Origin of the sequence: Streptomyces albireticuli (genome assembly GCF_002192455.1) — a bacterium.
GTDB lineage: Bacteria > Actinomycetota > Actinomycetes > Streptomycetales > Streptomycetaceae > Streptomyces > Streptomyces albireticuli_B.
In genome coordinates, this window is record NZ_CP021744.1 from 2,540,640 (window position 1) to 2,566,464 (window position 25,825).

Genomic DNA, 25,825 nt, shown 5'->3' on the forward strand with positions numbered 1-25,825 from the left:
ACACCCATGTTCCGTACCGCCTTGCGCAACCTCCTCGCGCACAAGACCCGGCTGATGATGACCGCGCTCGCGGTCCTCCTCGGCACGGCCTTCGTCTCCGGCACCCTCGTCTTCAGCGACTCCGTCGGCAGCGCCTACCGCAACAAGATGGCCAAGAGCCTCGACGACGTCGCCGTCTCCGTCACCACCGGCCGGTCCGCCCTCAAGGAGAAGGACGTCCTCGACACCCGCGTGGTCGAGTCCGTGCGCTCCCTGCCCGGCGTGGCCTCCGTACGCCCGTCCGTGAGCGGCACCGTCATGGTCGCCGACAAGGAGAACAACCCGGCGGGCAGCGAGTGGGGCAGCTCCGGCGCCAACTTCGTGCCCGGCGCGAACGGCAAGGACAGCCGCTACCCGATCGTCAAGGGCCGGGGCCCCGCCGCCGAGGGCGAGATCGTCCTCGACGCGAAGACCGCCGCGAAGACGGGCGCCAAGGTGGGCGACACCGTCCGGCTGGCCATCGACGGGCCCGTCATGACCAAGAAGCTCGTCGGCATCGCCGAGACCGACGACCCGAAGGTGAGCGCGGGCGGCAGCCTCGCGCTCTTCGACACCGCGACCGCGCAGAAACTCCTCGGCACCCCGGGGCAGTTCAGCGAGCTCATCGTCGTCGCGAAGCCCGGCACCGACCAGCAGAAGCTGACCGCCGAGGTCCGCCGGGCGCTGCCGAAGGACGCCTTCCGGACGCAGAGCGGAAAGGAGCTGGCGGCCGAGGAGTCCAAGGCGATCGACAAGGAGACCAGCTCGATCCGCAACACCTTCCTGGCGTTCGCGGGCATCGCCCTGTTCGTCGGCGTCTTCATCATCGCCAACACCTTCACCATGCTCATCGCCCAGCGCAGCCGGGAGATCGCCCTGCTCCGCGCGGTGGGCGCGTCCCGCCGCCAGGTGGTCCGCTCGGTGCTGATCGAGGCCGGGCTGCTCGGCCTCGTCGCCTCCGCCGCCGGCTTCGTCCTGGGCCTCGGCGTCGCCACCGGCCTGCGCGCGGTGCTGAACTCGGCCGGGGCGAGCCTGCCCGACGGTCCGCTGGTGATCGAGCCGGTGTCCGCGCTCAGCGCCCTCGCCGTCGGCGTCGTGGTGACCGTCCTGGCCGCCTGGCTGCCCTCCCGTAAGGCCGCGAAGATCGCCCCCGTGGAGGCGCTGGCCGCCGCGGAGCAGCCGCCGGCCCCCCGCGGCCTGCTGGTGCGCAACTCCCTCGGGGCCCTGCTGACCGCCGCCGGTGTCGCGATCATGCTGTACATCACCACGCTCAAGGACAGCGGCGGCCTGGAGATCGCCATGGCCGGCGCGGCCCTGACGATGGCGGGCGTCATCGTCCTGGCCCCGCTGCTCTCGCGACCGTTCGTCCACCTCTTCGCCAAGGCGACGGGCCGGCTGACCGGCATCAGCGGCAAGCTCGCCAAGGAGAACGCGCTGCGCAACCCGCGCCGCACCGCCGCGACCGCCTCCGCCCTGATGATCGGCCTCTCCCTGATCACCGGGCTGACCGTGGTCGCCGTCTCCGCCGACCACGGCGTCGCGAAGATGGGCCAGCAGGACCTGACGGCCGACTACAAGGTCACGTCGGCGAACTTCGGCGGCCTGTCCACGGACATCGCCAAGACCCTCGCCAAGGAGCCCGGCGTCACCGCCGCGGTCCCGCTGCGCTCGGTCGGCTTCCAGTCCTCGAACGACCCCGCGCTCGCCTACGCCGCGGACCTCACGGCGCTCCGTAAGGTGGCGGACATCCGGTTCGTCAGCGGCTCCCCCGCCGACGTGCGGAAGGGCACCGTCGCGGTGTCCGACCAATACGCCAAGGACCGCGGCCTGAAGGTCGGTTCCCCTCTGCCGATGGACTTCTACGACGGCGAGAAGGCCACCCCGAAGGTCGCCGCGGTCTACGCCAAGAACGACGTCGTCTCCGCCGTCCTCGCCACCCCCTCGCTGGTGGACCCGCACCTGGAGAAGGTGCGTGACGACGAGGTGCTGGTGAAGGCCGCCCCCGGCAAGGCCGGCGAGCTCCGCGCCAAGATCAAGGAGACCCTCGGCGGCAACCCGCTCATCAAGGTGCAGAGCCAGGAGGACCTGCGCCGCTCGGAGGCCGGGAACATCGACGACATCCTCTACCTGATGTACGGGCTGCTGGGCATGGCCGTCGTGATCGCGGTCGTCGGCGTCGTCAACACCCTCGCCATGTCGGTCTTCGAGCGGACCCGGGAGATCGGGATGCTGCGCGCGATCGGCCTGGCCCGCACGGGCGTCAAGCAGATGGTGCGGCTGGAGTCGGTGATGATCGCGATGTTCGGCGCGGTGCTGGGCGTCGGGGTCGGCATCTTCCTGGCCTGGTCCGGCGGGCACCTGGTGCGGTCGTCGTTCCCGCAGTACTCGATGATCGTGCCGTGGGGCCGGATCGCCGTGTTCCTGCTGATCGCGCTCGCGGTGGGCGTGCTGGCCGCGGTCTGGCCGGCCCGCCGGGCGGCGAAGCTCAACATGCTGGAGTCGATCGGGGCGCAGTAGCCACGGAGGACGCACGACAGACGGCGGTGGGCCGGGACCCCTTGCGGAAGGGGTCCCGGCCCACCGCCGTTCCGTGTGCCCGGCCCCGGCACCCACCCCGGGGTAAGCACCCACTTTTTTGTGCGTACTTGGCGCGGCGCGCGGCGTCGCGCAGTCTGATGAGGGCGCGCCGAACCCCTCCGACGATCACGATCACCGCACTTCAGGAGCACGTACATGAGCAGCAACTCCCCCGTCTCCGTCCTGGGCCTCGGCGCCATGGGAAAGGCCCTGGCCACCGCCTTCCTGACCGGCGGGCACCCGACGACCGTGTGGAACCGCACGCCCGGCAAGGCCGACCCGCTCGTCGCCCTCGGCGCGGCCCGCGCCGCCGACGTCACGGCGGCCGTCACCGCGAGCGAGCTGGTGGTCGTCTGCCTCCTGGACGACGCCTCCGTCCACGAGACGCTGGACCCGGTCGCGGCGGAGCTCGCCGGGCGCACCCTCGTCAACCTCACCAACGGCACCCCGGCACAGGCGCGCGCGACGGCCGGGTGGGCGGCCGCGCACGGCATCGCCTACGTCGACGGCGGGATCATGGCCGTACCGCCGGGCATCGGCACCGACCAGGCGTTCGTCCTCTACAGCGGCGCGGAGGACGCCTTCGCGGCCCACCGGCCGGCGCTGGAGCGGCTCGGCGCGGCGCGCTTCGTCGGCGCGGACGCGGGGCTGGCCGCGCTCTACGACATCGCGCTGCTGAGCGGGATGTACGGGATGTTCGCGGGCGTCTTCCACGCCCTGGCCCTGGTCGGCACGGAGCAGGTGCCGGCGGCGGAGTTCGCGCCGCTGCTGACGGGCTGGATCGGCGCGATGGCGACCGCGATCCCGCACATGGCCGAGCAGGCCGAGTCGGGCGACTACACGGACGGCGTCGTCTCCAACGCGGCGATGCAGGCGGCGGCTTTCGGCAACCTCCTGCGGACGGCGGAGGACCAGGGGGTCAGCGGGGAGCTGATCGCGCCGCTGCGGCCGCTGCTGGACCGGCTGGTCGCGGAGGGCGGCGGGGCGGGTGACGTGACGGGGATCGTGGGGCTCCTGACGAAGCCGGCGTGACCCCGTCGTACGCATTCGTTGTACGAACCCGCCGCGCCGGTCCGCCGCGAGAACCCGTCCCGCGGTTCCACCACGCGAGCGGCCCGTACCCCCCGGCCGTACGGAGCGGCCCGTACGCCCCCGCCGCACGGACCACCCCGCACCGCCACTTCCCCCGGGCATGCGTCCGGGGGGCGAGGCCGCCCCCTCCTGCGGCCTCGCCCCCCGGAACCCTTCGACCGGTCCCCCGGTCAGTACCCCACGGTGAAGCGCGCGCGCCGGTGCGCGGGCGTCTCCACCTCGTCCAGCAGCGCGACGGCGTAGTCCTCGCCCGAGATGCGGGACGCGCCCTCGGTGTCGGTCAGCAGGTCGTCGCCGCCGAGCCGGAACGTCCCCGTGCGCTCGCCGGGCAGGAACAGCGCCGACGGGCTCAGGAAGGTCCAGTCCACGCCCTCGGGCAGGGCGCGCAGCGCGTCCAGCAGCTCGACGTGCGCGGACGCCTCGGGCTTCCACTCGTCGCGGAAGCCGGGCTGGTCGATGACGCGCTCGCCGTTCGGAAGGCGCAGGCTGCCGGCGCCGCCGACGAAGACCAGGCGGGTGCCGCCCGCCGCGGTGACGAGCTCGGGCAGCAGCGGCAGCACGGTCCGGGCCGGGAGCGCGCTGACGACGACGTCCGCGCCGTCCAGCAGCTCCGGGGCCGGCACGGCGCCGGCGACGTCGGCGGACACCCGGCGCAGGCCGTCCCGGGCCGGGGCCTGCTCGTCGTGGCTGCGGGCGACGGCGGTCACGGCGTGGCCGCGGGTGAGCGCCTCGGCCACGATGCGGCTGCCCGCCATGCCGGTGGCGCCGAGGACCGTGAGCTTGACGGAGGTGGTCATGCGGGGTTTCTCCAAGTCGTACGGGTCGGGAGTGGTCACGGCCGGCGGCCGGCCGGACGGGGTCAGAGCTGGATGTCGAAGGTGACCTTCGCCTGTTCCACCGTCTCCTGGAGCACGCGCACCTGGCCGCGGGCGTTCTTGTACTTGCCGGTGCCGCCGGTGATGGCGAACTGCTCGTCGAAGACCGGGCCCTTGGCGTTCAGCTTCGCGGTGCCCGACGTGGTGATCTTGTTGCCGTCGCCCAGGTCGTAGACGAAGGTCAGCATCTCGGACGTACGCGGCTCGGCGTCGGTGGAGATGCCCTGGAAGCTGCTGGTCCCGAGGGTGCGGCCGTCGGTGCCGACGAGGTCGCCGGTGCCGATCAGCTGGTCGCCGAGTGCCGAGTCGGCCGGGGCGACGTCGACCATGTTGATCGAGGTGCCGCGCTCGACGGCCTCGATCGTGACCGTGCGCGGGCCGGTGTACGCGGGGCTCGCGGCGCCCGCGGTGGCCGGGCTCAGGGCGAGGGCGGCACCGGCGATACCGGCGGCGGCGACGGTGAGACCCAGGGCGGGAAGCGCGCGCTTGCGCATGATCGGACTCCAAACCTTGCGAAAAGAAATATCTGCTTCGGCAGACAATATGTCTGCCGAAGCAGATACTGCAAGGGAAGGTTCTGCCGTCGGGTGGCTTTCTGCGACCCTGGTGGGGTGAAGGAGCGCATGCTGAATGACGACGACGTGACGCTGTACGGCCTGTTCGTGGAGGCCTTCAGCCGACTGAAACCGCTGGTCCACGAGGATCTCGGGGTACCGGACACCTGGTTCGAGGTACTGCTGCGCCTGGGCCGGACCCCCGGCCACGCCCTGCGGATGAGCGACCTGGCGACCGCGGTGGCCTTCAGCTCGGGCGGCTTCACCCGGCTCGCGGACCGCATGGAGGAGGCGGAGCTGATCCGCCGCGAACCGGACCCGGACGACCGGCGGGCCGCGCTGGCGGTGCTGACACCGGCGGGCGAGAAGGCCCTGGACCGGGCGCTGTCACGGCATCTCGCGCACCTGCGCACGCACGTGAGCGGCCGGCTGTCGGAGGAGGACCGGCGCGCGTTCGAACGGGTGCTGCGGCTGCTGCGGGACGGCGACGCGTAGGCGCGTGGGCGTGTGCGCACACAGACACGCGGGCACGCGGGCGACATCGGGCCCCCGCCCCGGACCCGGGCACCCGGGAAAAACAGCGGTGCGCCGCACCGCTTCCGCGGTACGGCGCACCCGAAGCCCCCCCTCGGGCCCCGGCCACCGACTACACGTCGGTGTCGTACTTGTAGAACTTCTTGTGGTCGATGAGGTCGGCCGGGACGACCCGCTTGCCCTGCTCGATCCACGGCTTCATCGGCTGGTTCAGGGCGACGATGTCCTTGACCGGCTCGACCGGCAGGTACGCGGGCACCTTCGGGTGGCGCTTCTGCCAGTCCGCCCACAGCTTGTCGATGAAGCAGTGGAGCAGCCAGAAGACGGGGTCGTTGGGCGACATCCCCGTGTTCATGTGGCCGCCGATCCAGCGGTGGACGGCGTTGTGCGGGCCGGTGTTGCCGTTGGCCCAGCCCTCGACGAGGTTACGGAAACCGGCCTTGGAGGTGGAGTTCCAGGGCGCCTCGTCGTAGTACGGGGCGGCCAGCGCGGCCTCGACCGTGGCGGCCGTGGGCAGCTGCGGCGTCCCCTTGTTCTTGCCGATCTCGCGCATCAGGAAGGGGCGCTCGTCGGCCTTGAAGTAGATCGGCCAGCGGCCGCCGCTGTAGGCGAACGGACCGTCCATGACCTGGGCGTCCCGCTCCCGGCCGGTGCCGCCCAGGAAGTCGGGGGCGAAGATCGGGTCGGACAGCGAGCGGTTGACCGTGAAGTCCCAGTACGGCAGCGTGACCGCCGGGTTGACGGACTGGAGGTCCCGCTCGAAGTCGAGCAGGAACTGGCGGTGCCAGGGGAGGAACGACGGGGAGACGTGGCCCGTGCGCTCCTGGTCGTCCAGGTCGCTCATCACGAAGCGGTCGTGGATCTCGACGTACTTGTCGTAACCGCCGCGGCGCTTGAGCTCCAGCAGGGCCTCGACGAAGTCGCGCCGCTCGGCCTTGCTCAGCTTTGCCTGGTTCTTGCGAACTGCCATAAAAATTCAGACCTTTACCGTGTCACGAACGAAGGGACGAGCTCAGACGAGGTTGACGCCACGCAGCGCGCGCACGGCGGCGCGCGTCACCTCGTACGGCGAGTCGAAGACCTCGTAGTGGTTCATGACGCTGATCCAGCCGTTGCCGCGCGGCATGATGTGCAGCGGGCGCCCGTCGACGAACACGGCGATGCCGAAGTCGTGGTGGCCGCCGCCGGCGGTGAGCCGGCCCTCGATGCGACGGCCCTCGTAGACCTCGTCGAACGGCTGGTGGCCGCCACCGGTGTGGTGGTCGTGCTCGTGCCCGGCGGCGGACGTGGCGCCGTCCGCGGCCATGGCCTGCGCGGCCGGTGCCACCAGTGCGAATCCTGCGGCCACCGCGGCCGTACGGCCCAGCATGCGGCGGCGGGTGAGGTCGGACACCCGGTTCCCCCTTGTGTTCACGCTCTGAGGACCCCCCTCAGAAGAAACGTTTCTTCCGGCCGGGCGGAGAGGGTGCGCAAGGCGTGCGCGGCATGCTTCGGCACCTGGGCCGTGACCGCCGATCCCCCCGATCCCCCCGATCGGCGCGTGCGGCGGACCCGGTGGGCGCGCCGCAGATGATCAAGAACGTAACAGACCTGAGGGAAGAGCCGGACATGTGGCGAGATAAAGCCAATATGAGGGTGTATTAAACAAAAACACTCTGCATAAATAACCTGCGGTAAGGCATGCAGCGGAGCGGAAGATCTCTTTCTCTCCGCCTTGAATTCGGTATATTTTCCTGCCGTATCGACGAAACGTGGCATGCCTCACGAAATGACGAAGCCCCCGCCGACCTGGTCGGCGGGGGCCTGTCGAAGACCTGCGGGCGGGCTAGAAGACCGACTCGGCCTCGTCCATCCGGTTCTCCGGGACCCGCTTGAGCTCGGTGACGGCGTCCGCGAGCGGCACCATCTTGATGTCGGTGCCCTTCAGCGCCGTCATCTTGCCGAAGTCGCCCCGGTGGGCGGCCTCGACGGCGTGCCAGCCGAAGCGGGTGGCGAGCACGCGGTCGTACGCGGTGGGGGTGCCGCCGCGCTGGACGTGGCCGAGGATGACCGGGCGGGCCTCCTTACCCAGGCGGCGCTCCAGCTCGGTCGCGAGCTTGGTGCCGATGCCGGCGAAGCGCTCGTGACCGAACTGGTCTATGGCGCCCTTGGCGTAGTCCATGGAGCCCTCGGCCGGGTGGGCGCCCTCGGCGACGCAGATGACGGCGAACTTCTTGCCGCGGGCGAAGCGCTCCTCCACCATCTTGACCAGGTCCGCCGGGTCGAAGGCGCGCTCGGGCAGGCAGATGCCGTGGGCGCCGCCGGCCATGCCGGACTCCAGCGCGATCCAGCCGGCGTGCCGGCCCATGACCTCGACGACCATGACGCGCTGGTGCGACTCGGCGGTGGTCTTGAGGCGGTCGATGGCCTCGGTGGCGACACCGACGGCCGTGTCGAAACCGAAGGTGCGGTCCGTGGAGGAGATGTCGTTGTCGATGGTCTTCGGGACGCCGACCACCGGCAGGCCCGCGTCGGAGAGCATCTTGGACGCGGTGAGCGTGCCCTCGCCGCCGATCGGGATCAGCACGTCGATGCCCAGGTCGCGGGCGAGCTCCTTGGAGCTCTCGCAGGCCTCGCGGAGCCGGGCGCGCTCCAGGCGCGAGGAGCCGAGGATGGTGCCGCCGCGGGCCAGGATGCCGCTGACGGCCTCCAGGTCCAGCTTGCGGTGCCGGCCGTCGAGCAGGCCCTTGAAGCCGTCCTCGAAGCCGATGACCTCATCACCGTGGCCGACGACCGCACGGTGCACGACCGAGCGGATGACAGCGTTCAGGCCGGGGCAGTCGCCGCCTGCGGTGAGAACTCCGATGCGCATCTGGCTGTGTCTCCTGCTCGCTACTGGTACATGTGAGCCGAACCGATTGTTTCACGGGCCGGGGGGTAGTGGCGCAACCCCCGGTAATCCTGCCTCAGGCCGGACCCCGGCCGGCCCCGCGCCGGGGGGCTGGAGGCGTCCGGCCCGGGCCCGGCCCACAGCCGGCACGGAACCGAACCGGCCGTGGCTTCCGTCAGAGAAAGTCCCTGACCAGGCACGGAGCCGCTGCGGAGGATCCGGGGCGCCCCGTCGAGGGCACTGACGCGCGCCTTAACCAGCGGCGCAGGTATTGTCAAGAGGGCAAGCCCACCATAACGGGTAATTTTTGAACCGCATGAACACGGCGATGGAGCAAGGAGAGCACGCGTGACGCGCAGCGTGTACGTGACCGGGACCGACCGGGGTGACGGCCGCCAGGTCATCGAGCTGGGAGTCATGGAGCTCCTCACCCGCCATGTGGACCGGGTGGGCGTCTTCCGCCCGCTCGTCCACGGCGACGGCCCGGACCGGCTTTTCGACCTGCTGCGGTCCCGCTACCGGCTCGGCCAGTCACCGGAGACCGTGTACGGCCTGAGCTACGGCGAGGCGTCCGCCCTCCAGGCCGAGCGCGGCACGGACGAGCTGGTCTCGGCCCTGGTGGAGCGCTTCCTGGCGGTGGCCCGGGAGTACGAGTACGTGCTGGTGCTGGGCACCGACTACGCCGACACCAGCGTCCCGGACGAGCTGGCGCTCAACGCGCGGCTGGCGAACGAGTTCGGCGCCTCGGTGATCACCGTGGTCAGCGGTCAGGACCAGGAGGCCGAGGCCGTCCGCGCCGAGGCCCGCAACGCCTACCGCGCCTACGAGGCGCTGGGCTGCGACGTCGTCGCGCTCGTCGTCAACCGAGTGGCCCCGGCCGACCGCGAGGCCGTCGCCGAGCTCGCCACCAGCCTGCCGGTGCCCTGCTACGCGCTGCCCGAGGACGCCTCGCTCTCCGCGCCGACCGTGGGCCAGATCGTCCGCAAGCTGGGCGCCGAGGTGCTGCTCGGCGACGACGCCGGGCTCGCCCGCGACGTGAAGGACTTCGTCTTCGGCGGCGCGATGCTCCCGGTCTTCCTGCCAGCCCTGACCGACGGCTGCCTGGTCGTGACCCCCGGCGACCGCACCGATCTGATCATCGGCGCGCTGGCCGCGCACAGCGCGGGCGCACCGCCGATAGCCGGTGTGCTGCTCACCCTGGACGAGCGGCCGACGGCGGACATCCTGGCGCTGGCGGGCCGGCTCGCCCCCGGCACCCCGGTGATCTCCGTGCCGGGCAAGTCCTTCCCGACCGCCACCGAGCTCTTCGCGGTCGAGGGCAAGCTCAACGCCGCCTCGCCGCGCAAGGCGGAGACGGCCCTCGGCCTCTTCGAGCGGCACGTGGACACGGCGGAGCTGACGAACCGCATCTCCGTGGCCCGCTCCGGCCGCGTCACCCCGATGATGTTCGAGCACGAGCTGATCGAGCGCTCCCGCTCCGCCCGCCGCCGGGTGGTGCTGCCCGAGGGCACCGAGGAGCGCGTGCTGCGCGCCGCCGACGTGCTGCTGCGCCGTGACGTCTGCGACCTCACCCTGCTGGGCGAGGAGGAGGCGATCCGCAAGCGCGCCGGGGAGCTGGGCATCGACCTGGCCGAGGCGCAGCTGATCGACCCGCACACCTCGCCGCTGCGCGAGCGCTTCGCGGAGCTCTACGCGAAGGCGCGCGCCCACAAGGGCATGACCGTCGAGCTGGCGCACGACGTCGTCGCCGACGTGTCGTACTTCGGCACGCTGATGGTCCAGGAGGGCCTGGCCGACGGCATGGTCTCCGGCGCGGTGCACTCCACCGCGGCGACCATCCGCCCGGCCTTCGAGGTCATCAAGACCGCGCCGGGCGCGCAGATCGTCTCCTCGGTCTTCTTCATGTGCCTGGCCGACCGGGTCCTCGTCTACGGCGACTGCGCCGTCAACCCGGACCCGAACGCCGAGCAGCTCGCGGACATCGCCATCCAGTCCGCCGCGACCGCCGCCCAGTTCGGGGTGGAGCCGCGGATCGCGATGCTGTCGTACTCCACCGGCACCTCCGGGTCCGGCGCGGACGTCGACAAGGTCCGCCGGGCCACCGAGCTCGTCCGGGAGCGCCGTCCCGACCTCAAGGTCGAGGGCCCGATCCAGTACGACGCCGCCGTCGACGCCGCCGTCGCGGCGACCAAGCTGCCGGGCTCCGAGGTCGCCGGAAAGGCCACCGTGCTGGTCTTCCCGGACCTCAACACCGGGAACAACACCTACAAGGCCGTGCAGCGCTCGGCGGGCGCCGTCGCGGTCGGCCCGGTCCTCCAGGGTCTGCGCAAGCCGGTGAACGACCTGTCGCGCGGCGCCCTGGTCCAGGACATCGTGAACACCGTGGCCATCACGGCCATCCAGGCGCAGGGTGAGCAGCGCGCCTGACACCCGTACGGTCGTACGGGGGCTGCCCGGCCCCCGTACGACCGGCCCCGGGGCCGCGGTGACCGCCGTGGCCCCGGGGCCGGCAGTGACCGCCACCGCCCCCACGCCCCACATCCCCCACAACCGACCCGGAAAGCCCTTCATGACTGCCAACCCCACCCGCGTCCTCGTCCTCAACTCCGGCTCCTCGTCCGTCAAGTACCAGCTGCTCGACATGGCCGACGGCGCCCGGCTGGCCGTCGGTCTGGTGGAGCGCATCGGTGAGGAGACCTCCCGCCTCGCGCACACCCCGCTCGCCACGGGCGGCGACAAGCGCGAGAAGGAGGCGCCGATCGCCGACCACGAGGCCGCGCTGAAGGCCGTCGCCCAGGAGCTGGCCGCGGACGGGCTGGGCCTGGACTCGCCGGAGCTCGCCGCGATCGGGCACCGGGTCGTGCACGGCGGCCAGAAGTTCACCGCCCCGACCGTGATCACGGACGAGGTCGTCGCGGAGATCGAGCGGCTGATCCCGGTGGCGCCGCTGCACAACCCCGCCAACATCACGGGCATCCGCACCGCCCAGGCGCTCCGCCCCGACCTCCCGCAGGTCGCGGTCTTCGACACCGCCTTCCACACGACGATGCCGGAGTCGGCCGCCCGCTACGCGATCGACGTGGAGACCGCGGACGCCCACCGCATCCGCCGCTACGGCTTCCACGGCACCTCGCACGCCTACGTCTCCCGCGAGACCGCCAAGCTGCTGGGCAAGGACCCCTCCGAGGTCAACGTGATCGTTCTGCACCTGGGCAACGGCGCCTCGGCCTCGGCCGTGCGCGGCGGCCGCTGCGTGGACACCTCCATGGGCCTCACCCCGCTGGAGGGCCTGGTCATGGGCACCCGCTCGGGTGACATCGACCCGGCGGTCATCTTCCACCTGGCCCGCAACGGCGGGATGTCCGTCGACGAGATCGACTCGCTCCTGAACAAGAAGAGCGGTCTGATCGGTCTGTGCGGCGACAACGACATGCGCGAGATCCGCCGGCGCATCGACGAGGGCGACGAGCGCGCGGCGCTGGCCTTCGACGTCTACGTGCACCGGCTGAAGAAGTACATCGGCGCCTACTACGCGGTGCTCGGCAAGGTCGACGCCGTGGCCTTCACCGCCGGTGTGGGCGAGAACGCCGCCCCGGTGCGCGAGGCCGCCGTCGCGGGCCTGGAGGAGCTGGGCCTGGCCGTGGACGCCGGTCTCAACGCCGTGCGGGCCGACGAGCCGCGGCTGATCTCGCCCGAGTACGCCCGGGTCGCCGTCGCCGTGGTGCCCACCGACGAGGAGCTGGAGATCGCCACCCAGGCTTACGCCCTGGTCAGCGCTTGATCACCGGCCGACTCTCGGTCTTTCCCACAGCTCGAATATTCCGCTCCGAAACAAACCGATAGGATCTGCCCCATGCGCCGTTCCAAAATCGTCTGCACCCTGGGCCCCGCCGTCGACTCCTTCGAGCAGCTGAAGACGCTGATCGAGGCCGGTATGAACGTGGCCCGCTTCAACATGAGCCACGGGACCCACTCGGAGCACGAGGAGCGGTACCACCGTCTCCGTAAGGCCGTCGAGGAGACCGGCCGCGCGGTCGGCGTCCTCGCCGACCTCCAGGGCCCGAAGATCCGTCTGGAGACCTTCGCGGACGGCCCCGTGGAGCTGGTGCGCGGTGACGAGTTCACCATCACCACCGAGGACGTCGCGGGCGACAGGACGATCTGCGGCACCACCTACAAGGGCCTGCCCGGCGACGTCTCCAAGGGCGACCAGATCCTGATCAACGACGGCAACGTCGAGCTCCGGGTCACCGAGGTCGAGGGTCCGCGGGTGCGCACCATCGTCATCGAGGGCGGTGTCATCTCCGACCACAAGGGCATCAACCTGCCCGGCGCGGCGGTGAACGTCCCGGCGCTGTCCGAGAAGGACATCGAGGACCTGAAGTTCGCCCTGGCGATGGGCTGCGACATGGTCGCGCTGTCCTTCGTCCGCGACGCCAAGGACGTCCTGGACGTCCACCGCGTCATGGACGAGGTCGGCCGCCGGGTGCCGGTCATCGCCAAGGTCGAGAAGCCCCAGGCCGTCGCCAACATGCAGGACGTCGTCATGGCGTTCGACGGTGTGATGGTGGCCCGTGGTGACCTCGCGGTGGAGTATCCGCTGGAGAAGGTCCCGATGGTGCAGAAGCGCCTCATCGAGCTCTGCCGCCGCAACGCCAAGCCGGTGATCGTCGCGACCCAGATGATGGAGTCGATGATCACCAACTCGCGGCCGACCCGCGCCGAGGCGTCCGACGTCGCCAACGCCATCCTCGACGGCGCCGACGCGGTCATGCTCTCCGCCGAGTCCAGCGTGGGCGCGTACCCGATCGAGACGGTCAAGACGATGTCCAAGATCGTCCAGGCCGCCGAGGAGGAGCTGCTCTCCAAGGGTCTCCAGCCGCTGGTCCCGGGCAAGAAGCCGCGCACGCAGGGCGGCTCCGTCGCCCGCGCGGCCTGCGAGATCGCGGACTTCCTGGGCGGTAAGGCGCTGGTCGCCTTCACCAAGTCCGGTGACACCGCCCGCCGTCTGTCCCGCTACCGCACGGCCCAGCCGATCCTGGCCTTCACCACGGACGCCTCGACCCGCAACCAGCTCGCGCTGAGCTGGGGCGTCGAGACCTTCGTCGTGCCGCACGTGGACAACACGGACGCCATGGTCGACCTGGTCGACGCCGAGCTGCTGAAGCTCAAGCGCTACAGCGAGGGCGACACCATGATCATCACGGCGGGCTCCCCGCCCGGTGTCCCCGGCACCACCAACATGGTGCGGGTGCACCACCTGGGCGAGAGCCGCTAGTCCGCGCGCCCCGGTACGTACGACGGCCGTGGCCGCCATCCCCTCGCGGGGGTGGCGGCCACGGCCGTTCCCGTCCGGCCCGGCCGGAATCCGCTGCTCACTGTTGCGGATACGTTCCCTCGGTGACGTACAGGTGCAGGTTGGGGATGTGCAGCGTCCCGCCGTACTGACCGCCCTGACGGATCTTCACTCCGGTGAAGAAGATCGGGACGGGCAGCTTCATGCCGGGGATCATGGGCGGCGGGCTGGTGGCGCTGTAGTCCGCCGGAAGCAGCCCGAGGAGCTTGCCCTTCAGCGACTCGGTGTACATGGTCACCTTGCCGCCCGTGATCGTGGACGTGGTGCCGCGCCCGGCCACGTGGTACTGCTTGGCCCGGTCGTTGACGATCTGGTGCAGGTCGCCGATGGACACCGAGTCCGCGGTGAACTTCAGGACGGACTTCTCCTTCCCGTCCACCATCGTGATCTTCTTGATCCCCTCGTAGGTCAGACCGCCGAGGGTGAGCTTGTCGGACTCCAGGAACCAGGGGTTGACCGGGAAGGCGTGCCCCTCGTTCCCGTCCACGACCTTGGGCGCCGGACAGGGCGGCAGGCCGTCCTTCGCCGAGGCGGAGGGGGACGGGGAGCCGGAGGGTGACGCGGAGGCCGACCCTGACGGGGACCCGGAAGGAGTCGCCGCCGGGGAGGACGGGGAACGCGAGGCGGACGCGCCGCCGGAGCCCGAGGGCCGGGCGGCGGGGCGGCCGGTCTTGCCGCCCTCACCCTGGCCGTCGCCGGTGGCCGGCGCGGAGGAACGCGGGGCGGAAGGGGACGGTGAGGGGCCAGGGGACGGCGGTTTCGCACCGGACTTGGAGCCCCCGGTGAAGATGTCCTTGAGCGCGTCGCCGAGCCCCAGGGGGTCGAGGGGGTTGACCGACTTGGAGGACGAGGGCGACGGGGAGGGCGAGGACGGCGCGGCGGGCGGCGGCGCGGGCAGCCGGCCGCCCTTGCCGGTGCCGTCACCGGCCTCGTCACCCGTACCGGCCTTGCCGCCGGTGCCGTTCCCACCGCCGGTGCCGGCCTTGTCGCCCGTACCGGATGTGCCGCCCCTACCCGCCTTGTCCGTACCGGCTTTGTCCGTACCGGCCTTGCCGGATTCTCCGGCCTTCCCGGTGCCGTCGGCCTTCCCGGCCGCGCGGGCCGCGTCCTCGGCGGAGGCCTTGTCGCGGGCCTCGCCGTCCCGGCCCTCGTCCTTCGCGCCCTCCTCGTTCCCGGCCTCGCCCTTCCCGGCGTCCGGCTCCGGCGTCCGGTCCGGCACCGTCGCGCACGCACCCTCGAAGGGGTTCGCCGGCGTCGGCTCGGCCCGCGCCAGCTGGGGCGTGAGGCCCATGCCCATCAGCACCGCGGACGGCATCGCCGCCAGGGCCACCGCCTTGCCCGCCGGCATGTGCAGCCTGGCCAGCAGGTGCTTCCGGGGCGCGGCGTGCCGGGGACCCGTTCTCACCCGTCCGTTCTCGCGCTCCTCGTCAGTCGGCACGGTGCCTCCCGTTCGTCTCCTTCGTCAGGGACAGCGGGGACCGGTCGTCCTCAGGGCCCTCGTCGCCCTTCCCGTCAGGCCCGTCCGGAACATCCGGCGCGTCCGGCACGTCCGATCCGTCCCGCCCGGCCGCGGCGACCGGCTTCCCCGGCACCCAGGAGACGCCGAGCGCGCCGCCGATGAGGGCGAGCAGGAACCCGATCAGGAACGCCCCGAAGTTGGACACCACCAGGGACACGAGCGCGAGCAGGATCGCCGCGACACCGGCGAAGATCCGCGACTGCCGCTGGAACCAGAGCGTCAGGCCGAGGACGACCAGCAGCACGCCGATGATCAGCGAGCCCGCGCCGGCGGTGGTGGCCAGGCGGATGTGCAGATCGCCCAAGGTCATGGTCTGGTACGGGATGTACATGATCGGAATGCCGGCCAGCAGAGTCCACAGCCCGCCCCAGAACGGACGTCGCCCCCGCCATTCCCGGAACGAGGTGCGGGCACTGCCGGATGCGTCTGCCTGCCGGGGTCGCGTGTCGGCGCTCATGTCGTACAGCTCCTCGGGACTGGCGAATTCGGTGGTACGTGCGCCCGGCGCCGCGCTCCCGGCTGCTGCGGAGCGCGGCGCGGCACGGGCACGGAAGCGTATGGAGGCACCCCGCACCCGCGCGGGCGGACTCAGTTGTCCTTGCAGTCGGCGGCGCCCATGCTGACGCCCATGTTGAGACCGGGCAGCGTGAACGAGCCCGCGGAGGTCGCCCAGGCGCGCTGGCTGACGTTCGTGAACACCACCGACTCGGCCTGCTGTGCGAACGAACCGGGCACATAGCCGCCTCGCTCGCCGTGCTCGCCACCGGGCTTGGACGGCCCGGGACCCTGGGTGGTGGAGTCGACCGCCACACCGATGTCGACGTTGGTGAACACCGCGTTGGCGTTCATCTCGTCGGCGTCGATGTACAGCTTCGTCGCCTTGACCTTGTCCTTCCCGCCACCGGCCTTCAGCTTCATCGAGACCTTGCCGAACGGCGTCGGGATGGTCACCGCCTGGCAGAGCTTGGTGATCGTCGCGTCGCTGATGCCGACCACGGCGACGGGCTTGTTGCCCGTCTTGGTCACGTCGTTGGCTCCGTACTGGACGAAGCCCGTGCCCTCCAGCCGCTCCGCGGCGACCTCGAACTGCTGGCCCGAAACGCTGAACGACGCCGCGAGGGCGCCCTGCGCCATCGCCACCCCGATCGCGGCCGTCGCCGCGACGCTGGGCACCATGACGACGGCGAACCGCCGCCATCTGGTCCCACCACGAGTCTGGGACTCCATGACTTGCCTCCTTCTCGGACGTGCATCTCCGGTGCGGGAGCCGCGGGAGCGGACCCGGACCCGGGGATGGGAGACGTGCTACGTCCTCGGAGGAAGAGCGCCGCCGCACCCGGTGGCGCGGAACGCCCCGACAGCACCGGCGATCACCCCCGAGCGACAACCACAAGGCCGCGCGTGTGCGCGACCACGGGGACAGGCACCGCCGCCGGGGCGGAGACCCCCCTGTCCCTGGGCCGCCCGAAGGGGGCGGGCCCACCCGGTGGGGACCCATGCCCCTGACACCGACCGGCTGCCGCGACGGGGGAATGGACCGAGCTCGGCCGATCGTGGTCCATTCGCGGCCGGGGCACAAGAGGTTCATTACTAGCGAGTAACGAGCCGATAACCAAGGGGTGATGGGTGCGCATCGGCCGACCGTGAGGGATCGCCGCAACGTGTTCGGAGAGATCTGGAGATAAAAGAAAAACCCGGGCGAATGCCCGGGTCCTTCTTACGCACGGTAACAGCCCCCGCGATTACCAAGTTTTGGTAAAGCGCGGTGCTGGTGCCGCTCAGGGTGCCGCCTGGGGCACCGGTGGGCGGGAGCGGAGCCCCCGGCCCGTCAGAACAGCGCGCGGGACAGCGCCGTACGCGCCGCGGCCACCCGCGGGTCGTCGCCCCCGATCACCTCGAAGAGCTCCAGGAGCCGCACCCGCGCGGCGTCGCGGTCCTCGCCCGCGGTCCGCTTGACGGCGTCGAGCAGCCGGCCGAAGGCGTCCTCGACATGCCCGCCGACCAGGTCCAGATCGGCCGCGGCGATCTGCGCCGGGACGTCCGCGGCGTTCTCCGCGGCGGCCTTGCGGACCTGCTGCGGGTCCATGTCCTGGACCCGCAGGAGCAGTTCGGCCTGGGCCAGGCCCAGCTTCGCCTCGGCGTTGCCCGGGTCGTCGGACAGGACGTTCTTGTACGCCCGGACGGCACCGCCCAGGTCACCGGCGTCCAGCGCGTCATGGGCCAGGCCCAGCGCCGCGTCGTGCGGGCTCATCGGGGCGGGCTGCGGAGCGGCGGGCGCCTCGGCGCCGGCCGCGGCCGGGTCGACCGGCGCGCCCACGATGCCGAAGCGCTGCTCGGCCACCGCGACGAGCTGGTCCAGCACCTCGCGGATCTGCGCCTCCGGCGCGGCGCCCTGGAACAGCGGCAGGGCCTGCCCGGCCACCACGGCGAAGACCGCCGGGATGGACTGCACGCCGAACTGCTGGAAGAGCATCTGATTGGCTTCGACGTCGACCTTCGCGAGGACGAAGCGGCCGGCGTACTCCGCCGCGAGCCGCTCCAGCAGCGGGCCGAGCTGCTTGCACGGCTCGCACCAGTCGGCCCAGAAGTCGATGACGACGGGCACCTCGGCGGAGCGCTGGAGGACCTCCGGCTCGAAGCCTGCCTCGTCGACGTCGAAGACGAGACGCTGCGCGCCGGCGGGCGGCGTGCCGCCCTGGCGGGCCTGCTCGGCCCGTGCCTGCTCCGCCTTCTGCTTGGCTTCCCCGGCCGCCTTCACCGCGGCGAGGTCGACCACTCCACTCATGGACATGTTCCGTGGCTGCATGGCCCTATCCTCCCCCCTCCGCGCGGCGATCGGAAAAGCGCGCCGTCGAGGGCGCCCGTAGCAAGGAGTCCGGCACCGGGTCCCCACCCGGCACCTGTGGTTGTCGCTCTTACGCTACGCCTCGTAGCGTAACTGCAACTCCCGTGCCTCCGGGAGCTCCCCGGCGAGCTTTTCCGTGATCTGGCTCATATGCGAGGGGCTACCCGGCGGTAAGGTCGCGGCATGACTCACGCCCCTCCCCCAGGGCGCCCCGGGCAGCGCGGCCAGGGGCGTACGGGCCGGCCGCGCAGCGCCGAGGCCGACCGCGCGATCCTCGGCGCCACGCGCGAGGCCCTGGTCGAGCTGGGCTGGGGGAAGCTGACGCTGAGCGACGTCGCGGCCCGCGCGGGGGTCGCGAAGACCACCCTCTACCGGCGCTGGGCGGGCAAGAGCGAGCTGGTCGTGGACGCGGTCGCGGCCCTCTTCGACGAGCACCTCGACCTGCCCGACCTGGGCAGCCTCCAGGCCGACATCCAGGGCGTGGTCCTGCGGTTCGCGTCGCTGCTGGAGCGCCCGGAGACGAAGACGGCCCTGATGGCCGTCGTCGCCGAGTCCACCCGCGACGACGCGCTGCGGGCGCGGATCCGCTCCGCGATCGTGGACCGGCAGAAGCAGCTGGTGCTGATCGGCCGCGAGCGGGCGCAGAAGCGCGGTGAACTCCCGTACGAGGAGAGCCCCGCGGCCGCGGCCCGCCACGCGGACCTGATCTTCGACGTGATCGCCGGGGCGGTCGTCCACCGCGCCCTGGTGAGCGCCGAGCCGGTCGACGAGGAGTGGACGCGCTCCTTCACGGACCTGCTGGTCGGCGGGCTGGCGGGCCGCCCGGCCTGACCGGGACGGCCGCCGGCGGACGCGCCGGACGGCCGCGTGACGGGCGGCTGTGCGGCGGACGGGACCGCGTGCCGGGAGACAGCGCGTGGCGAGGCCCCCCGGCGGCTGCCGGAGGCCCTCACCACGCCCTGGCCCGGGGGCCGCTCAGAAGCCCACCGGCTCCGTGTACGTCCCCCACTCCTCGCGCAGGACGTCGCAGATCTCGCCCAGCGTCGCCTCCGCCCGCACCGCCTCCAGCATCGGCCCGATCATGTTCGAGCCGTCGCGGGCGGCGGCCAGCATCGCGGCCAGCGCGCCGGAGACCTTCGCGTCGTCGCGGGCCGCCTTACGGGCGTCCAGGACCCGGACCTGCTCCCGCTCGACCTCGTGGCTGACCCGGAGGATCTCCAGGTCGCCCGTGACCGAGCCGTGGTGGCAGTTGACGCCGACGACCCGCTTGTCGCCCTTCTCCAGCGACTGCTGGTAGCGGAAGGCGCTCTCGGCGATCTCGCCCGTGAACCAGCCGTCCTCGATGCCGCGCAGGATGCCCGAGGTGATGGGCCCGATGGGGTGCCGGCCGTCGGGCACGGCCCGGGTGCCGCGCTCCCTGATCTGCTCGAAGATCTTCTCCGCGTCGGCCTCGATGCGGTCGGTGAGCTGCTCGACGTACCAGGAACCGCCCAGCGGGTCCGCCACATTGGCGACGCCGGTCTCCTCCATCAGCACCTGCTGCGTGCGCAGGGCGATCTCGGCGGCCTGCTCGCTGGGCAGGGCCAGCGTCTCGTCCAGGGCGTTGGTGTGCAGGGAGTTCGTGCCGCCGAGGACGGCCGAGAGGGCCTCCACGGCCGTCCGCACCACGTTGTTGTACGGCTGCTGGGCGGTGAGCGAGACGCCGGCCGTCTGGGTGTGGAAGCGCAGCCACTGGGCCTTGTCGGTCTTCGCGCCGTAGACCTCCTTCATCCAGCGGGCCCAGATCCGGCGGGCGGCCCGGAACTTGGCGATCTCCTCGAAGAAGTCGAGGTGGGCGTCGAAGAAGAAGGAGAGCCCGGGTGCGAAGGTGTCGACGTCCAGCCCGCGGCTGAGGCCCAGCTCCACATAGCCGAAGCCGTCGGCCAGGGTGTAGGCGAGCTCCTGCGCGGCCGTCGCCCCGGCCTCGCGGATGTGGTAGCCGGAGACGGAGAGCGGCTTGTAGGCGGGGATGCCCCCGGTGCAGTGCTCCATCAGATCGCCTATCAGGCGGAGGTGGGGCTCGGGCGGGAAGAGCCACTCCTTCTGGGCGATGTACTCCTTGAAGATGTCCGTCTGGAGCGTGCCGTTGAGCACGGCCGGGTCGACGCCCTGGCGCTCGGCCGCGACCAGGTACATGCAGAAGACGGGGACGGCGGGCCCGCTGATCGTCATGGAGGTCGTGACGTCGCCGAGCGGGATGTCCTTGAAGAGGACCTCCATATCGGCGGCGGAGTCGATGGCGACGCCGCAGTGCCCCACCTCGCCGAGCGAGCGCGGGTCGTCGGAGTCGCGCCCCATCAGCGTCGGCATGTCGAACGCGACGGAGAGGCCGCCGCCGCCGGCGGCGAGGATCATCTTGTACCGCTCGTTGGTCTGCTCGGCGTTGCCGAAGCCGGCGAACTGGCGGATGGTCCAGGTGCGGCCGCGGTAGCCGGTCGCGTGGAGGCCCCGGGTGAAGGGGTACTCACCGGGCCAGCCGATCCGCTCGAAGCCCTCGTAGGCGTCACCGGGGCGGGGGCCGTAGACGGGCGCGACCTCGTCACCGGAGAGGGTGGTGAAGTCCGCCTCGCGCTTGCGCGCCGCGTCGTACCGGGCCTGCCAGCGGCTGCGCCCCGCCTCGATCGCGCTTGCGTCCATGATCTGTCGTCCGCCTCTCCGCGCCCCGGCGCGAGTGGTAGTGATCGGCGGCTGGCGCCGCGCGGGCCGCCTCTCGGGGCCGATTTACTAGGACGTCCTAGTAAATCGTCGCGCAAGAACGCCCCGAACACAAGGGGTGTCCGGGGCGTGTGTCGCGAGCCGCGGGGCTCAGGCGGTGGCGCGGGAGGCGTCGTCGACGATCAGGGGCTCCAGCTCCTTGACCGCCTTGCGCTCCACGAAGAAGGCCGCCGTGGGGATGGTGCCGGCCACCAGGACCCACGCCAGCCTGCCGAACGACCACTTGGCCTTGGAGCCCATGTCGAAGGCGAAGACCAGGTACAGGATGAAGAGCCAGCCGTGGGCGATGGCGATCAGCCGGACGGCGCCCGAGACATCCATGTCGAGCAGGTACTTGGCGATCATCCCGATCACCAGCAGGACCAGCAGCACGCCCGTGACGTACGCGAGGACGCGGTAGCGGGTCAGCACGCTTCTTTTCATGCCTACGAGCGTAACCGCACGTTCCGGGGCGATCTTCGCCGCCCCTTCCCCGCCGCGGCGCGTGTCCTCGCGGCGGCGGGCGCCCCGGCCTACGCGCCCCGCGCGCCCTCGAAGTCCGCGCCTTCCTCGGCGCTCCCCGGCTCCGCGTCCTCGAAGTCCTCCGCCGCCACCCGCAGGGGCCGCAGCAGCGAGAAGATCTCCGCGCAGCCCTCCGCGTCGTACACCCCCAGGCCGAAATCCATGGCCATCAGGTCGCGGGTGGCCGCGTCGACGACCTCGCGGCCCTTGTCGGTGATCGAGGCGAGGGTGCCCCGGCCGTCGTTGGGGTTGGGGCGCTTGGCCACCAGGCCCGAGACGACCAGCCGGTCCACCGTGTTGGTGACCGAGGTGGGGTGCACCATCAGCCGCTCGCCGATCTTGGACATCGGCAGCTCGCCGGCCTTGCTGAACGTCAGCAGCACCAGCGCCTCGTAGCGGGCGAAGGTCAGCCCGTACGGTTTGACGACCGCGTCGACCTGGCCCAGCAGGATCTGGTGGGCCCGCATGATCGAAGTGATCGCGGCCATCGACGGCACGGACCCCCAGCGCTGCTTCCAGAGCTCGTCTGCGCGGGCGATGGGATCGAAGGGGAGGCTGAGCGGCTTCGGCACGGGACGAGCCTACCGCCCGGCCACATGGTGACCGCCGGTATCTCAAATTCCGGACGGCACAGGGGAAGGACTAGGCGTTTCCCTCGTCACGCGGCGGTCTCCCGTGCCTCACGCACCAGCTGCACGGCGTCCGCGAGGCGCAGCCGCGGCTCCGCCTTGCGGACGGCCCGGATGGCGTGGAGCTCCTGGGCGACGGGGTCGACGCCGGCCTCGGCGCAGACGCCGCGCACCCACTCGGCCCGCACCTCGCGCTCCGGGCGGGCGGCCCGCTCGGCGATCAGCGCGGCGGCGCGCTCCAGGCCGGGCCGCTCCGCGTCGCTCGCCGAGGCCAGCGCCTCGGCGACGGCGTCGGCCACGGCGGCCGAGTCGCGGAGCACGACCACGGCGTCGAGGCCGGGCGCGGACTTCTCGTCGCCGTTACCGTTCTTGAGCAGCTTGAACACGGCTGACTCCCCCTGTCGGTCCTGCTGTCGATCTTGCCGCCGCCGAGCGTACGACACCCCGCACCACGATCCCCACCACCAGTGTGCCGCTCACCCCGGTTCCGGCCACCACGTCTTCGGCGCTGCCGTCGTCGTGGCCTACATGAGCGCGGCCGATGAGGCCCTCGACCCTCCGTACGGCGCCCTGCTCGATCTCGCCCGCGACATGGACGCCAACCGTGCGGACGCCTACGACGCGGCCGACCGCATCCGGTCCTGGCGCGTCCGACCGGTTCACGGCGGTTCGCCGCCCGGTCCCACGCGAAAGCGGCCGCCCGGAACGGACCGTGGGGTCCGTTCCGGGCGGCCGCTCGAAGAAGGCGCGGGCCGGGTCGGGTCAGCCTTCCGACAGGTGGCGTTCGACCGTTTCGACCTTCGACGTCAGACCGTTCGTGACGCCGGGGCGGATGTCCGCCTTCAGGACGAGGGAGACGCGGCCGCAGCGGGCCTCCACCGCGGCGACGGCGCGCTTGACGACGTCCATGACCTCGTCCCATTCGCCCTCGACCGACGTGAACATCGCGTCCGTGCGGTTGGGCAGGCCGGACTCGCGGACCACACGGACGGCGTCGGCCACGTACTCGCCGACGTCCTCGCCGACGCCCAGGGGCGAGACGGAGAAGGCGACGATCATGCGTTGACCACGCCTTCCTTGCGGGCGCGGGCGGCGATGACGCTCGCCTCGGCCTCGCGGCGCAGCTTGCGCTCGGCGAAGAAGCCGCCGAAGGGGAGGACGGAGAGGATGAAGTACAGGGCGGCGGTCTTCAGCTGCCACTTGGTCTTGTTCCAGGCGTCCAGCCAGAACAGGACGTAGATGACGAAGAGGATGCCGTGGATGGCGCCCATCACCGGCACGGCGTTGAAGTCGGTCGTGCGCTTGAGCACCGAGCAGACCATCAGCAGCAGGAAGGAAACGGCCTCCGGGGCGGAGACCAGGCGGAGCCGGCGCAGGGCGGAGGCGGTCTTGATGTCCACGGGGGCACCTTCGGAGTGTGAGTGGCGGAACGACTACCGCTTGTGAGGGTATTCACAAGCCGGTCCATTGTCTCAGCCCGGCGGACGATCACGGGATGGGGGTCCGGTCCGGGACATTCCGGGACGGTTCCGGGTCGCTTCCGGGGCCACAACGACAAACAGGGCCTGTTCGAGCGGTATGTCCTGCCGCTAGCGTCGTCCCGTGGCTCAGTTTCGGCTCCAAGGGAGCAAAGTTCTCGCCGTCGACCTCTCCGGCGACGCGGTCAAGGCCAAGAACGGCGCGATGGTCGCGTACGAGGGCGAGATGTCGTTCAAGAAGATGACCGGCGGCGGCGACGGCCTGCGCGGCATGGTCACGCGCCGGCTCACCGGCGAACAGATGGAAGTGATGGAGGTGAAGGGGCGCGGCACCTGCTACTTCGCCGACCGCGCCACCGAGATAAACCTGGTCACACTGCGCGGCGAGACGCTCTACGTCGAGTCCAGCAATCTGCTGTGCACCGACGCCGCCCTGCGCACCGGCACCTCCTTCACCGGTCTGCGCGGCGCCTCCCAGGGCACCGGGCTGTTCACGACGACCGTCGAGGGTTCCGGCCAGGCGGCGATCATGTCGGACGGCCAGGCGGTCGTGCTGCGGGTGACGCCGTCGACGCCGCTCCAGGTGGACCCGGGCGCGTACATCGCGCACACCGGCAAGCTGAAGCAGCACTTCCAGTCCGGGGTGAACTTCCGGACCTTCATCGGCGAGGGCTCCGGCGAGGCCTTCCAGATCCGTTTCGAGGGCGAGGGCCTGGTGTACGTACAGCCCAGCGAGCGCAACACGATCGGCGGTGACGTCTGATGCCCTTCCGGCTCCTGAACTCCCGCATGGTCGAGGCGAAGCTCGTCCCCGGCCAGCGGCTCTTCAGCCAGCGCGGCGCCATGCTCGCCTACAAGGGCGACGTGTCCTTCACGCCCAGCATCACGGGCGGCCAGGGCGGCGTGATGGGCATGATCGGCCGCCGGGTGGCCAACGAGGCGACGCCCCTGATGACCGTGGAGGGCGCCGGCACGGTGATGTTCGGCCACGGCGGGCACCACGTGCATGTGATCGAGCTGTCCGGCGAGACGCTCTACGTGGAGGCCGACCGCCTCCTCGCCTTCGACGGCTCCCTCCAGCAGGGCACGATGTTCATGGGCTCGCAGGGCGGCGTCATGGGCATGGTCCGCGGCCAGGTCACGGGCCAGGGCCTGTTCACCACGACGCTCAAGGGGCACGGCGCCGTCGCGGTGATGGCGCACGGCGGCTTCATCGAGCTGCCGATCACCCCGCGGCGGCCCGTGCACGTCGACCCGCAGGCGTACGTCGCGCACCGCGGCGAGGTCCGCAACAAACTCTCGGCCGCGCTCGGCTGGCGCGAGATGGTCGGCCGCGGTTCCGGTGAGGCGTTCCAGCTCGAACTGTCCGGCAGCGGCACGGTGTACGTACAGGCCTCGGAGGAGAAGCTGTGAACGGCCCGGTGATCCATGACGCGCACACGCTGCCGGTCGACGACAACGTCAATCCGTACGCCTTCAGCGTGGACCTCGACGGCCAGTGGTTCCTCCAGAAGGGGAAGATGATCGCCTATTACGGGCGTATCGACTTCCACGGCATCGGCCACGGCCGCCTCGACCGTCTCATCGCCCGCAGTTTCCACTCCCCGCTGCACGCCGCGGACTGGGTGGTGGCCGAGGGCCAGGGCAAGATGCTGCTCGCCGACCGCTCCTTCGACGTGAACTCCTTCGACCTGGAGGACGGCAACCTCACGGTGCGCTCGGGGAATCTGCTGGCCTTCCAGCCGTCCCTGTCCCTCAAGCAGTCGATCGTCCCCGGCTTCCTCACGCTGATCGGCACCGGCAAGTTCGTCGCGGCCTCCAACGGCCCGGTCGTCTTCGCCGAGCCGCCGATCCGGGTCGACCCGCAGGCGCTCGTCGGCTGGGCGGACTGCCCCTCGCCGTGCCACCACTACGACCACCAGTACCTGACCGGGGTCCTCGGCGGGGTACGGGCGTTCACCGGGATCGGCGGCACCTCGGGCGAGGAGCATCAGTTCGAGTTCGTCGGTGCCGGTACGGTACTGCTTCAGTCCACGGAGCAGCTGATGGCGGAGATCTCGACGGGCAGCGTGCCGCAGCAGGCCGGTGTCCCGGGCGCAACCCCGCCGAATCAGCCATCTATGCCACGCATGCCGGGCCAGCTGGGAGACCTCCAGCGCCGCTTCGGGCTGTGAGCGGTACCCTGCGGAGGGTGACGTCGAACGCGTGACCTCGTCACCCGCAC

General features: G+C 71.4%; 25 protein-coding genes. 10 read left to right on the forward strand and 15 right to left on the reverse strand.

The window, feature by feature from the left end; genetic code table 11:
- Window positions 1-6 precede the first annotated feature (6 nt).
- Entirely contained in the window at window positions 7-2,535 is a 2,529-nt protein-coding gene (locus SMD11_RS10520) for an ABC transporter permease (RefSeq protein ID WP_087926200.1), read from the forward strand.
- Between the two features lie 216 nt (window positions 2,536-2,751).
- Window positions 2,752-3,627, forward strand: coding sequence for an NAD(P)-dependent oxidoreductase (locus SMD11_RS10525; protein ID WP_087926201.1), 876 nt, complete (start codon window positions 2,752-2,754; stop codon window positions 3,625-3,627).
- Window positions 3,628-3,857: 230 nt separating this feature from the next.
- Here the strand turns inward: SMD11_RS10525 and SMD11_RS10530 are convergent, their stop codons facing one another.
- Window positions 3,858-4,484, reverse strand: a complete 627-nt coding sequence (locus SMD11_RS10530; protein ID WP_087926202.1) for an NAD(P)-dependent oxidoreductase — start codon at window positions 4,482-4,484, stop codon at window positions 3,858-3,860.
- 62 nt (window positions 4,485-4,546) lie between these two features.
- A complete protein-coding gene (locus tag SMD11_RS10535) occupies window positions 4,547-5,056 on the reverse strand; it encodes an allene oxide cyclase barrel-like domain-containing protein (RefSeq protein WP_087926203.1) in 510 nt (169 codons plus the stop codon).
- Between the two features lie 129 nt (window positions 5,057-5,185).
- On the opposite strand from SMD11_RS10535, the gene SMD11_RS10540 reads away from it, so the two are divergent.
- Window positions 5,186-5,611, forward strand: a complete 426-nt coding sequence (locus SMD11_RS10540; RefSeq protein WP_234365992.1) for a MarR family winged helix-turn-helix transcriptional regulator — start codon at window positions 5,186-5,188, stop codon at window positions 5,609-5,611.
- 151 nt (window positions 5,612-5,762) lie between these two features.
- On the opposite strand, the gene SMD11_RS10545 is transcribed toward SMD11_RS10540, so the two are convergent.
- The 3 genes from SMD11_RS10545 to SMD11_RS10555 form a co-directional block, all read right to left on the reverse strand.
- Entirely contained in the window at window positions 5,763-6,620 is an 858-nt protein-coding gene (locus SMD11_RS10545) for a tyrosinase family protein (protein ID WP_087926205.1), read from the reverse strand.
- Window positions 6,621-6,662: 42 nt separating this feature from the next.
- A complete protein-coding gene (melC1, locus tag SMD11_RS10550; RefSeq protein ID WP_087926206.1) occupies window positions 6,663-7,043 on the reverse strand; it encodes an apotyrosinase chaperone MelC1 in 381 nt (126 codons plus the stop codon).
- 432 nt (window positions 7,044-7,475) lie between these two features.
- Window positions 7,476-8,501: an ATP-dependent 6-phosphofructokinase gene (locus SMD11_RS10555; protein ID WP_087926207.1), complete on the reverse strand. Its 1,026-nt coding sequence runs from the start codon at window positions 8,499-8,501 to the stop codon at window positions 7,476-7,478.
- 366 nt (window positions 8,502-8,867) lie between these two features.
- Here SMD11_RS10555 and pta point away from each other — a divergent pair, with 366 nt between their 5' ends.
- The 3 genes from pta to pyk all read left to right on the forward strand — a co-directional run bounded on the left by pta (window position 8,868) and on the right by pyk (window position 13,797).
- A complete protein-coding gene (gene pta / locus SMD11_RS10560) occupies window positions 8,868-10,946 on the forward strand; it encodes a phosphate acetyltransferase (RefSeq protein ID WP_087926208.1) in 2,079 nt (692 codons plus the stop codon).
- 142 nt (window positions 10,947-11,088) lie between these two features.
- Complete coding sequence (locus tag SMD11_RS10565) at window positions 11,089-12,300, forward strand: acetate kinase (RefSeq protein WP_087926209.1); 1,212 nt, start codon at window positions 11,089-11,091, stop codon at window positions 12,298-12,300.
- Between the two features lie 72 nt (window positions 12,301-12,372).
- The gene (pyk, locus tag SMD11_RS10570) at window positions 12,373-13,797 is read left to right on the forward strand and encodes a pyruvate kinase (protein ID WP_087926210.1); all 1,425 of its coding nucleotides are present in this window, start codon (window positions 12,373-12,375) and stop codon (window positions 13,795-13,797) included.
- A gap of 97 nt (window positions 13,798-13,894) precedes the next feature.
- Here the strand turns inward: pyk and SMD11_RS10575 are convergent, their stop codons facing one another.
- From SMD11_RS10575 to SMD11_RS10590, 4 genes are all read right to left on the reverse strand, one after another.
- Window positions 13,895-15,313, reverse strand: a complete 1,419-nt coding sequence (locus tag SMD11_RS10575; protein ID WP_087926211.1) for a hypothetical protein — start codon at window positions 15,311-15,313, stop codon at window positions 13,895-13,897.
- Window positions 15,303-15,851, reverse strand: coding sequence for a DUF6114 domain-containing protein (locus SMD11_RS10580; RefSeq protein WP_234365993.1), 549 nt, complete (start codon window positions 15,849-15,851; stop codon window positions 15,303-15,305). Before SMD11_RS10580 ends, SMD11_RS10575 begins: the two co-directional genes overlap by 11 nt.
- A gap of 131 nt (window positions 15,852-15,982) precedes the next feature.
- On the reverse strand, window positions 15,983-16,621 hold the full coding sequence (locus SMD11_RS10585) for a DUF6230 family protein (protein WP_087926212.1): 639 nt from the start codon (window positions 16,619-16,621) through the stop codon (window positions 15,983-15,985).
- Between the two features lie 601 nt (window positions 16,622-17,222).
- Window positions 17,223-18,200, reverse strand: coding sequence for a tetratricopeptide repeat protein (locus tag SMD11_RS10590; RefSeq protein WP_087926213.1), 978 nt, complete (start codon window positions 18,198-18,200; stop codon window positions 17,223-17,225).
- 222 nt (window positions 18,201-18,422) lie between these two features.
- Here SMD11_RS10590 and SMD11_RS10595 point away from each other — a divergent pair, with 222 nt between their 5' ends.
- Window positions 18,423-19,070: a TetR/AcrR family transcriptional regulator gene (locus SMD11_RS10595; protein ID WP_087926214.1), complete on the forward strand. Its 648-nt coding sequence runs from the start codon at window positions 18,423-18,425 to the stop codon at window positions 19,068-19,070.
- A 144-nt stretch (window positions 19,071-19,214) separates the two neighbouring features.
- Here SMD11_RS10595 and SMD11_RS10600 read toward each other — a convergent pair whose 3' ends face one another.
- From SMD11_RS10600 to SMD11_RS10625, 6 genes are all read right to left on the reverse strand, one after another.
- Entirely contained in the window at window positions 19,215-20,915 is a 1,701-nt protein-coding gene (locus SMD11_RS10600) for an acyl-CoA mutase large subunit family protein (protein WP_087926215.1), read from the reverse strand.
- A gap of 168 nt (window positions 20,916-21,083) precedes the next feature.
- Window positions 21,084-21,416, reverse strand: coding sequence for a DUF3817 domain-containing protein (locus tag SMD11_RS10605; protein ID WP_087926216.1), 333 nt, complete (start codon window positions 21,414-21,416; stop codon window positions 21,084-21,086).
- Window positions 21,417-21,505: 89 nt separating this feature from the next.
- Complete coding sequence (locus SMD11_RS10610) at window positions 21,506-22,066, reverse strand: MarR family winged helix-turn-helix transcriptional regulator (RefSeq protein WP_087926217.1); 561 nt, start codon at window positions 22,064-22,066, stop codon at window positions 21,506-21,508.
- An 86-nt stretch (window positions 22,067-22,152) separates the two neighbouring features.
- On the reverse strand, window positions 22,153-22,509 hold the full coding sequence (locus SMD11_RS10615; RefSeq protein ID WP_234365994.1) for a hypothetical protein: 357 nt from the start codon (window positions 22,507-22,509) through the stop codon (window positions 22,153-22,155).
- 376 nt (window positions 22,510-22,885) lie between these two features.
- Window positions 22,886-23,182, reverse strand: a complete 297-nt coding sequence (locus tag SMD11_RS10620) for an MTH1187 family thiamine-binding protein (protein WP_087926218.1) — start codon at window positions 23,180-23,182, stop codon at window positions 22,886-22,888.
- On the reverse strand, window positions 23,179-23,523 hold the full coding sequence (locus tag SMD11_RS10625; RefSeq protein ID WP_087926219.1) for a DUF3817 domain-containing protein: 345 nt from the start codon (window positions 23,521-23,523) through the stop codon (window positions 23,179-23,181). Before SMD11_RS10625 ends, SMD11_RS10620 begins: the two co-directional genes overlap by 4 nt.
- 202 nt (window positions 23,524-23,725) lie before the next feature.
- On the opposite strand from SMD11_RS10625, the gene SMD11_RS10630 reads away from it, so the two are divergent.
- The 3 genes from SMD11_RS10630 to SMD11_RS10640 are packed head-to-tail and all read left to right on the forward strand — an operon-like array spanning window position 23,726 to window position 25,775.
- Window positions 23,726-24,364, forward strand: a complete 639-nt coding sequence (locus tag SMD11_RS10630; protein ID WP_087926220.1) for an AIM24 family protein — start codon at window positions 23,726-23,728, stop codon at window positions 24,362-24,364.
- The gene (locus SMD11_RS10635) at window positions 24,364-25,014 is read left to right on the forward strand and encodes an AIM24 family protein (protein ID WP_087926221.1); all 651 of its coding nucleotides are present in this window, start codon (window positions 24,364-24,366) and stop codon (window positions 25,012-25,014) included. Before SMD11_RS10630 ends, SMD11_RS10635 begins: the two co-directional genes overlap by 1 nt.
- Window positions 25,011-25,775 (forward strand): AIM24 family protein, encoded by a 765-nt coding sequence (locus SMD11_RS10640; RefSeq protein ID WP_087926222.1) that lies wholly within the window; start codon window positions 25,011-25,013, stop codon window positions 25,773-25,775. The genes SMD11_RS10635 and SMD11_RS10640 overlap by 4 nt, the downstream gene beginning before the upstream one ends.
- Window positions 25,776-25,825: the final 50 nt, after the last annotated feature.

What these genes read in the sequence shown, in the direction of transcription:
- SMD11_RS10520 (WP_087926200.1), top strand. Translation starts at nt 7, where the DNA reads ATGTTCCGTACCGCCTTGCGCAACCTCCTCGCGCACAAGACCCGGCTG.
- SMD11_RS10525 (WP_087926201.1), top strand. Translation starts at nt 2,752, where the DNA reads ATGAGCAGCAACTCCCCCGTCTCCGTCCTGGGCCTCGGCGCCATGGGA.
- SMD11_RS10530 (WP_087926202.1), bottom strand. Translation starts at nt 4,484, where the DNA reads ATGACCACCTCCGTCAAGCTCACGGTCCTCGGCGCCACCGGCATGGCG.
- SMD11_RS10535 (WP_087926203.1), bottom strand. Translation starts at nt 5,056, where the DNA reads ATGCGCAAGCGCGCGCTTCCCGCCCTGGGTCTCACCGTCGCCGCCGCC.
- SMD11_RS10540 (WP_234365992.1), top strand. Translation starts at nt 5,186, where the DNA reads ATGCTGAATGACGACGACGTGACGCTGTACGGCCTGTTCGTGGAGGCC.
- SMD11_RS10545 (WP_087926205.1), bottom strand. Translation starts at nt 6,620, where the DNA reads ATGGCAGTTCGCAAGAACCAGGCAAAGCTGAGCAAGGCCGAGCGGCGC.
- SMD11_RS10555 (WP_087926207.1), bottom strand. Translation starts at nt 8,501, where the DNA reads ATGCGCATCGGAGTTCTCACCGCAGGCGGCGACTGCCCCGGCCTGAAC.
- SMD11_RS10565 (WP_087926209.1), top strand. Translation starts at nt 11,089, where the DNA reads ATGACTGCCAACCCCACCCGCGTCCTCGTCCTCAACTCCGGCTCCTCG.
- pyk (WP_087926210.1), top strand. Translation starts at nt 12,373, where the DNA reads ATGCGCCGTTCCAAAATCGTCTGCACCCTGGGCCCCGCCGTCGACTCC.
- SMD11_RS10580 (WP_234365993.1), bottom strand. Translation starts at nt 15,851, where the DNA reads ATGAGCGCCGACACGCGACCCCGGCAGGCAGACGCATCCGGCAGTGCC.
- SMD11_RS10585 (WP_087926212.1), bottom strand. Translation starts at nt 16,621, where the DNA reads ATGGAGTCCCAGACTCGTGGTGGGACCAGATGGCGGCGGTTCGCCGTC.
- SMD11_RS10590 (WP_087926213.1), bottom strand. Translation starts at nt 18,200, where the DNA reads ATGCAGCCACGGAACATGTCCATGAGTGGAGTGGTCGACCTCGCCGCG.
- SMD11_RS10595 (WP_087926214.1), top strand. Translation starts at nt 18,423, where the DNA reads ATGACTCACGCCCCTCCCCCAGGGCGCCCCGGGCAGCGCGGCCAGGGG.
- SMD11_RS10600 (WP_087926215.1), bottom strand. Translation starts at nt 20,915, where the DNA reads ATGGACGCAAGCGCGATCGAGGCGGGGCGCAGCCGCTGGCAGGCCCGG.
- SMD11_RS10605 (WP_087926216.1), bottom strand. Translation starts at nt 21,416, where the DNA reads ATGAAAAGAAGCGTGCTGACCCGCTACCGCGTCCTCGCGTACGTCACG.
- SMD11_RS10620 (WP_087926218.1), bottom strand. Translation starts at nt 23,182, where the DNA reads ATGATCGTCGCCTTCTCCGTCTCGCCCCTGGGCGTCGGCGAGGACGTC.
- SMD11_RS10635 (WP_087926221.1), top strand. Translation starts at nt 24,364, where the DNA reads ATGCCCTTCCGGCTCCTGAACTCCCGCATGGTCGAGGCGAAGCTCGTC.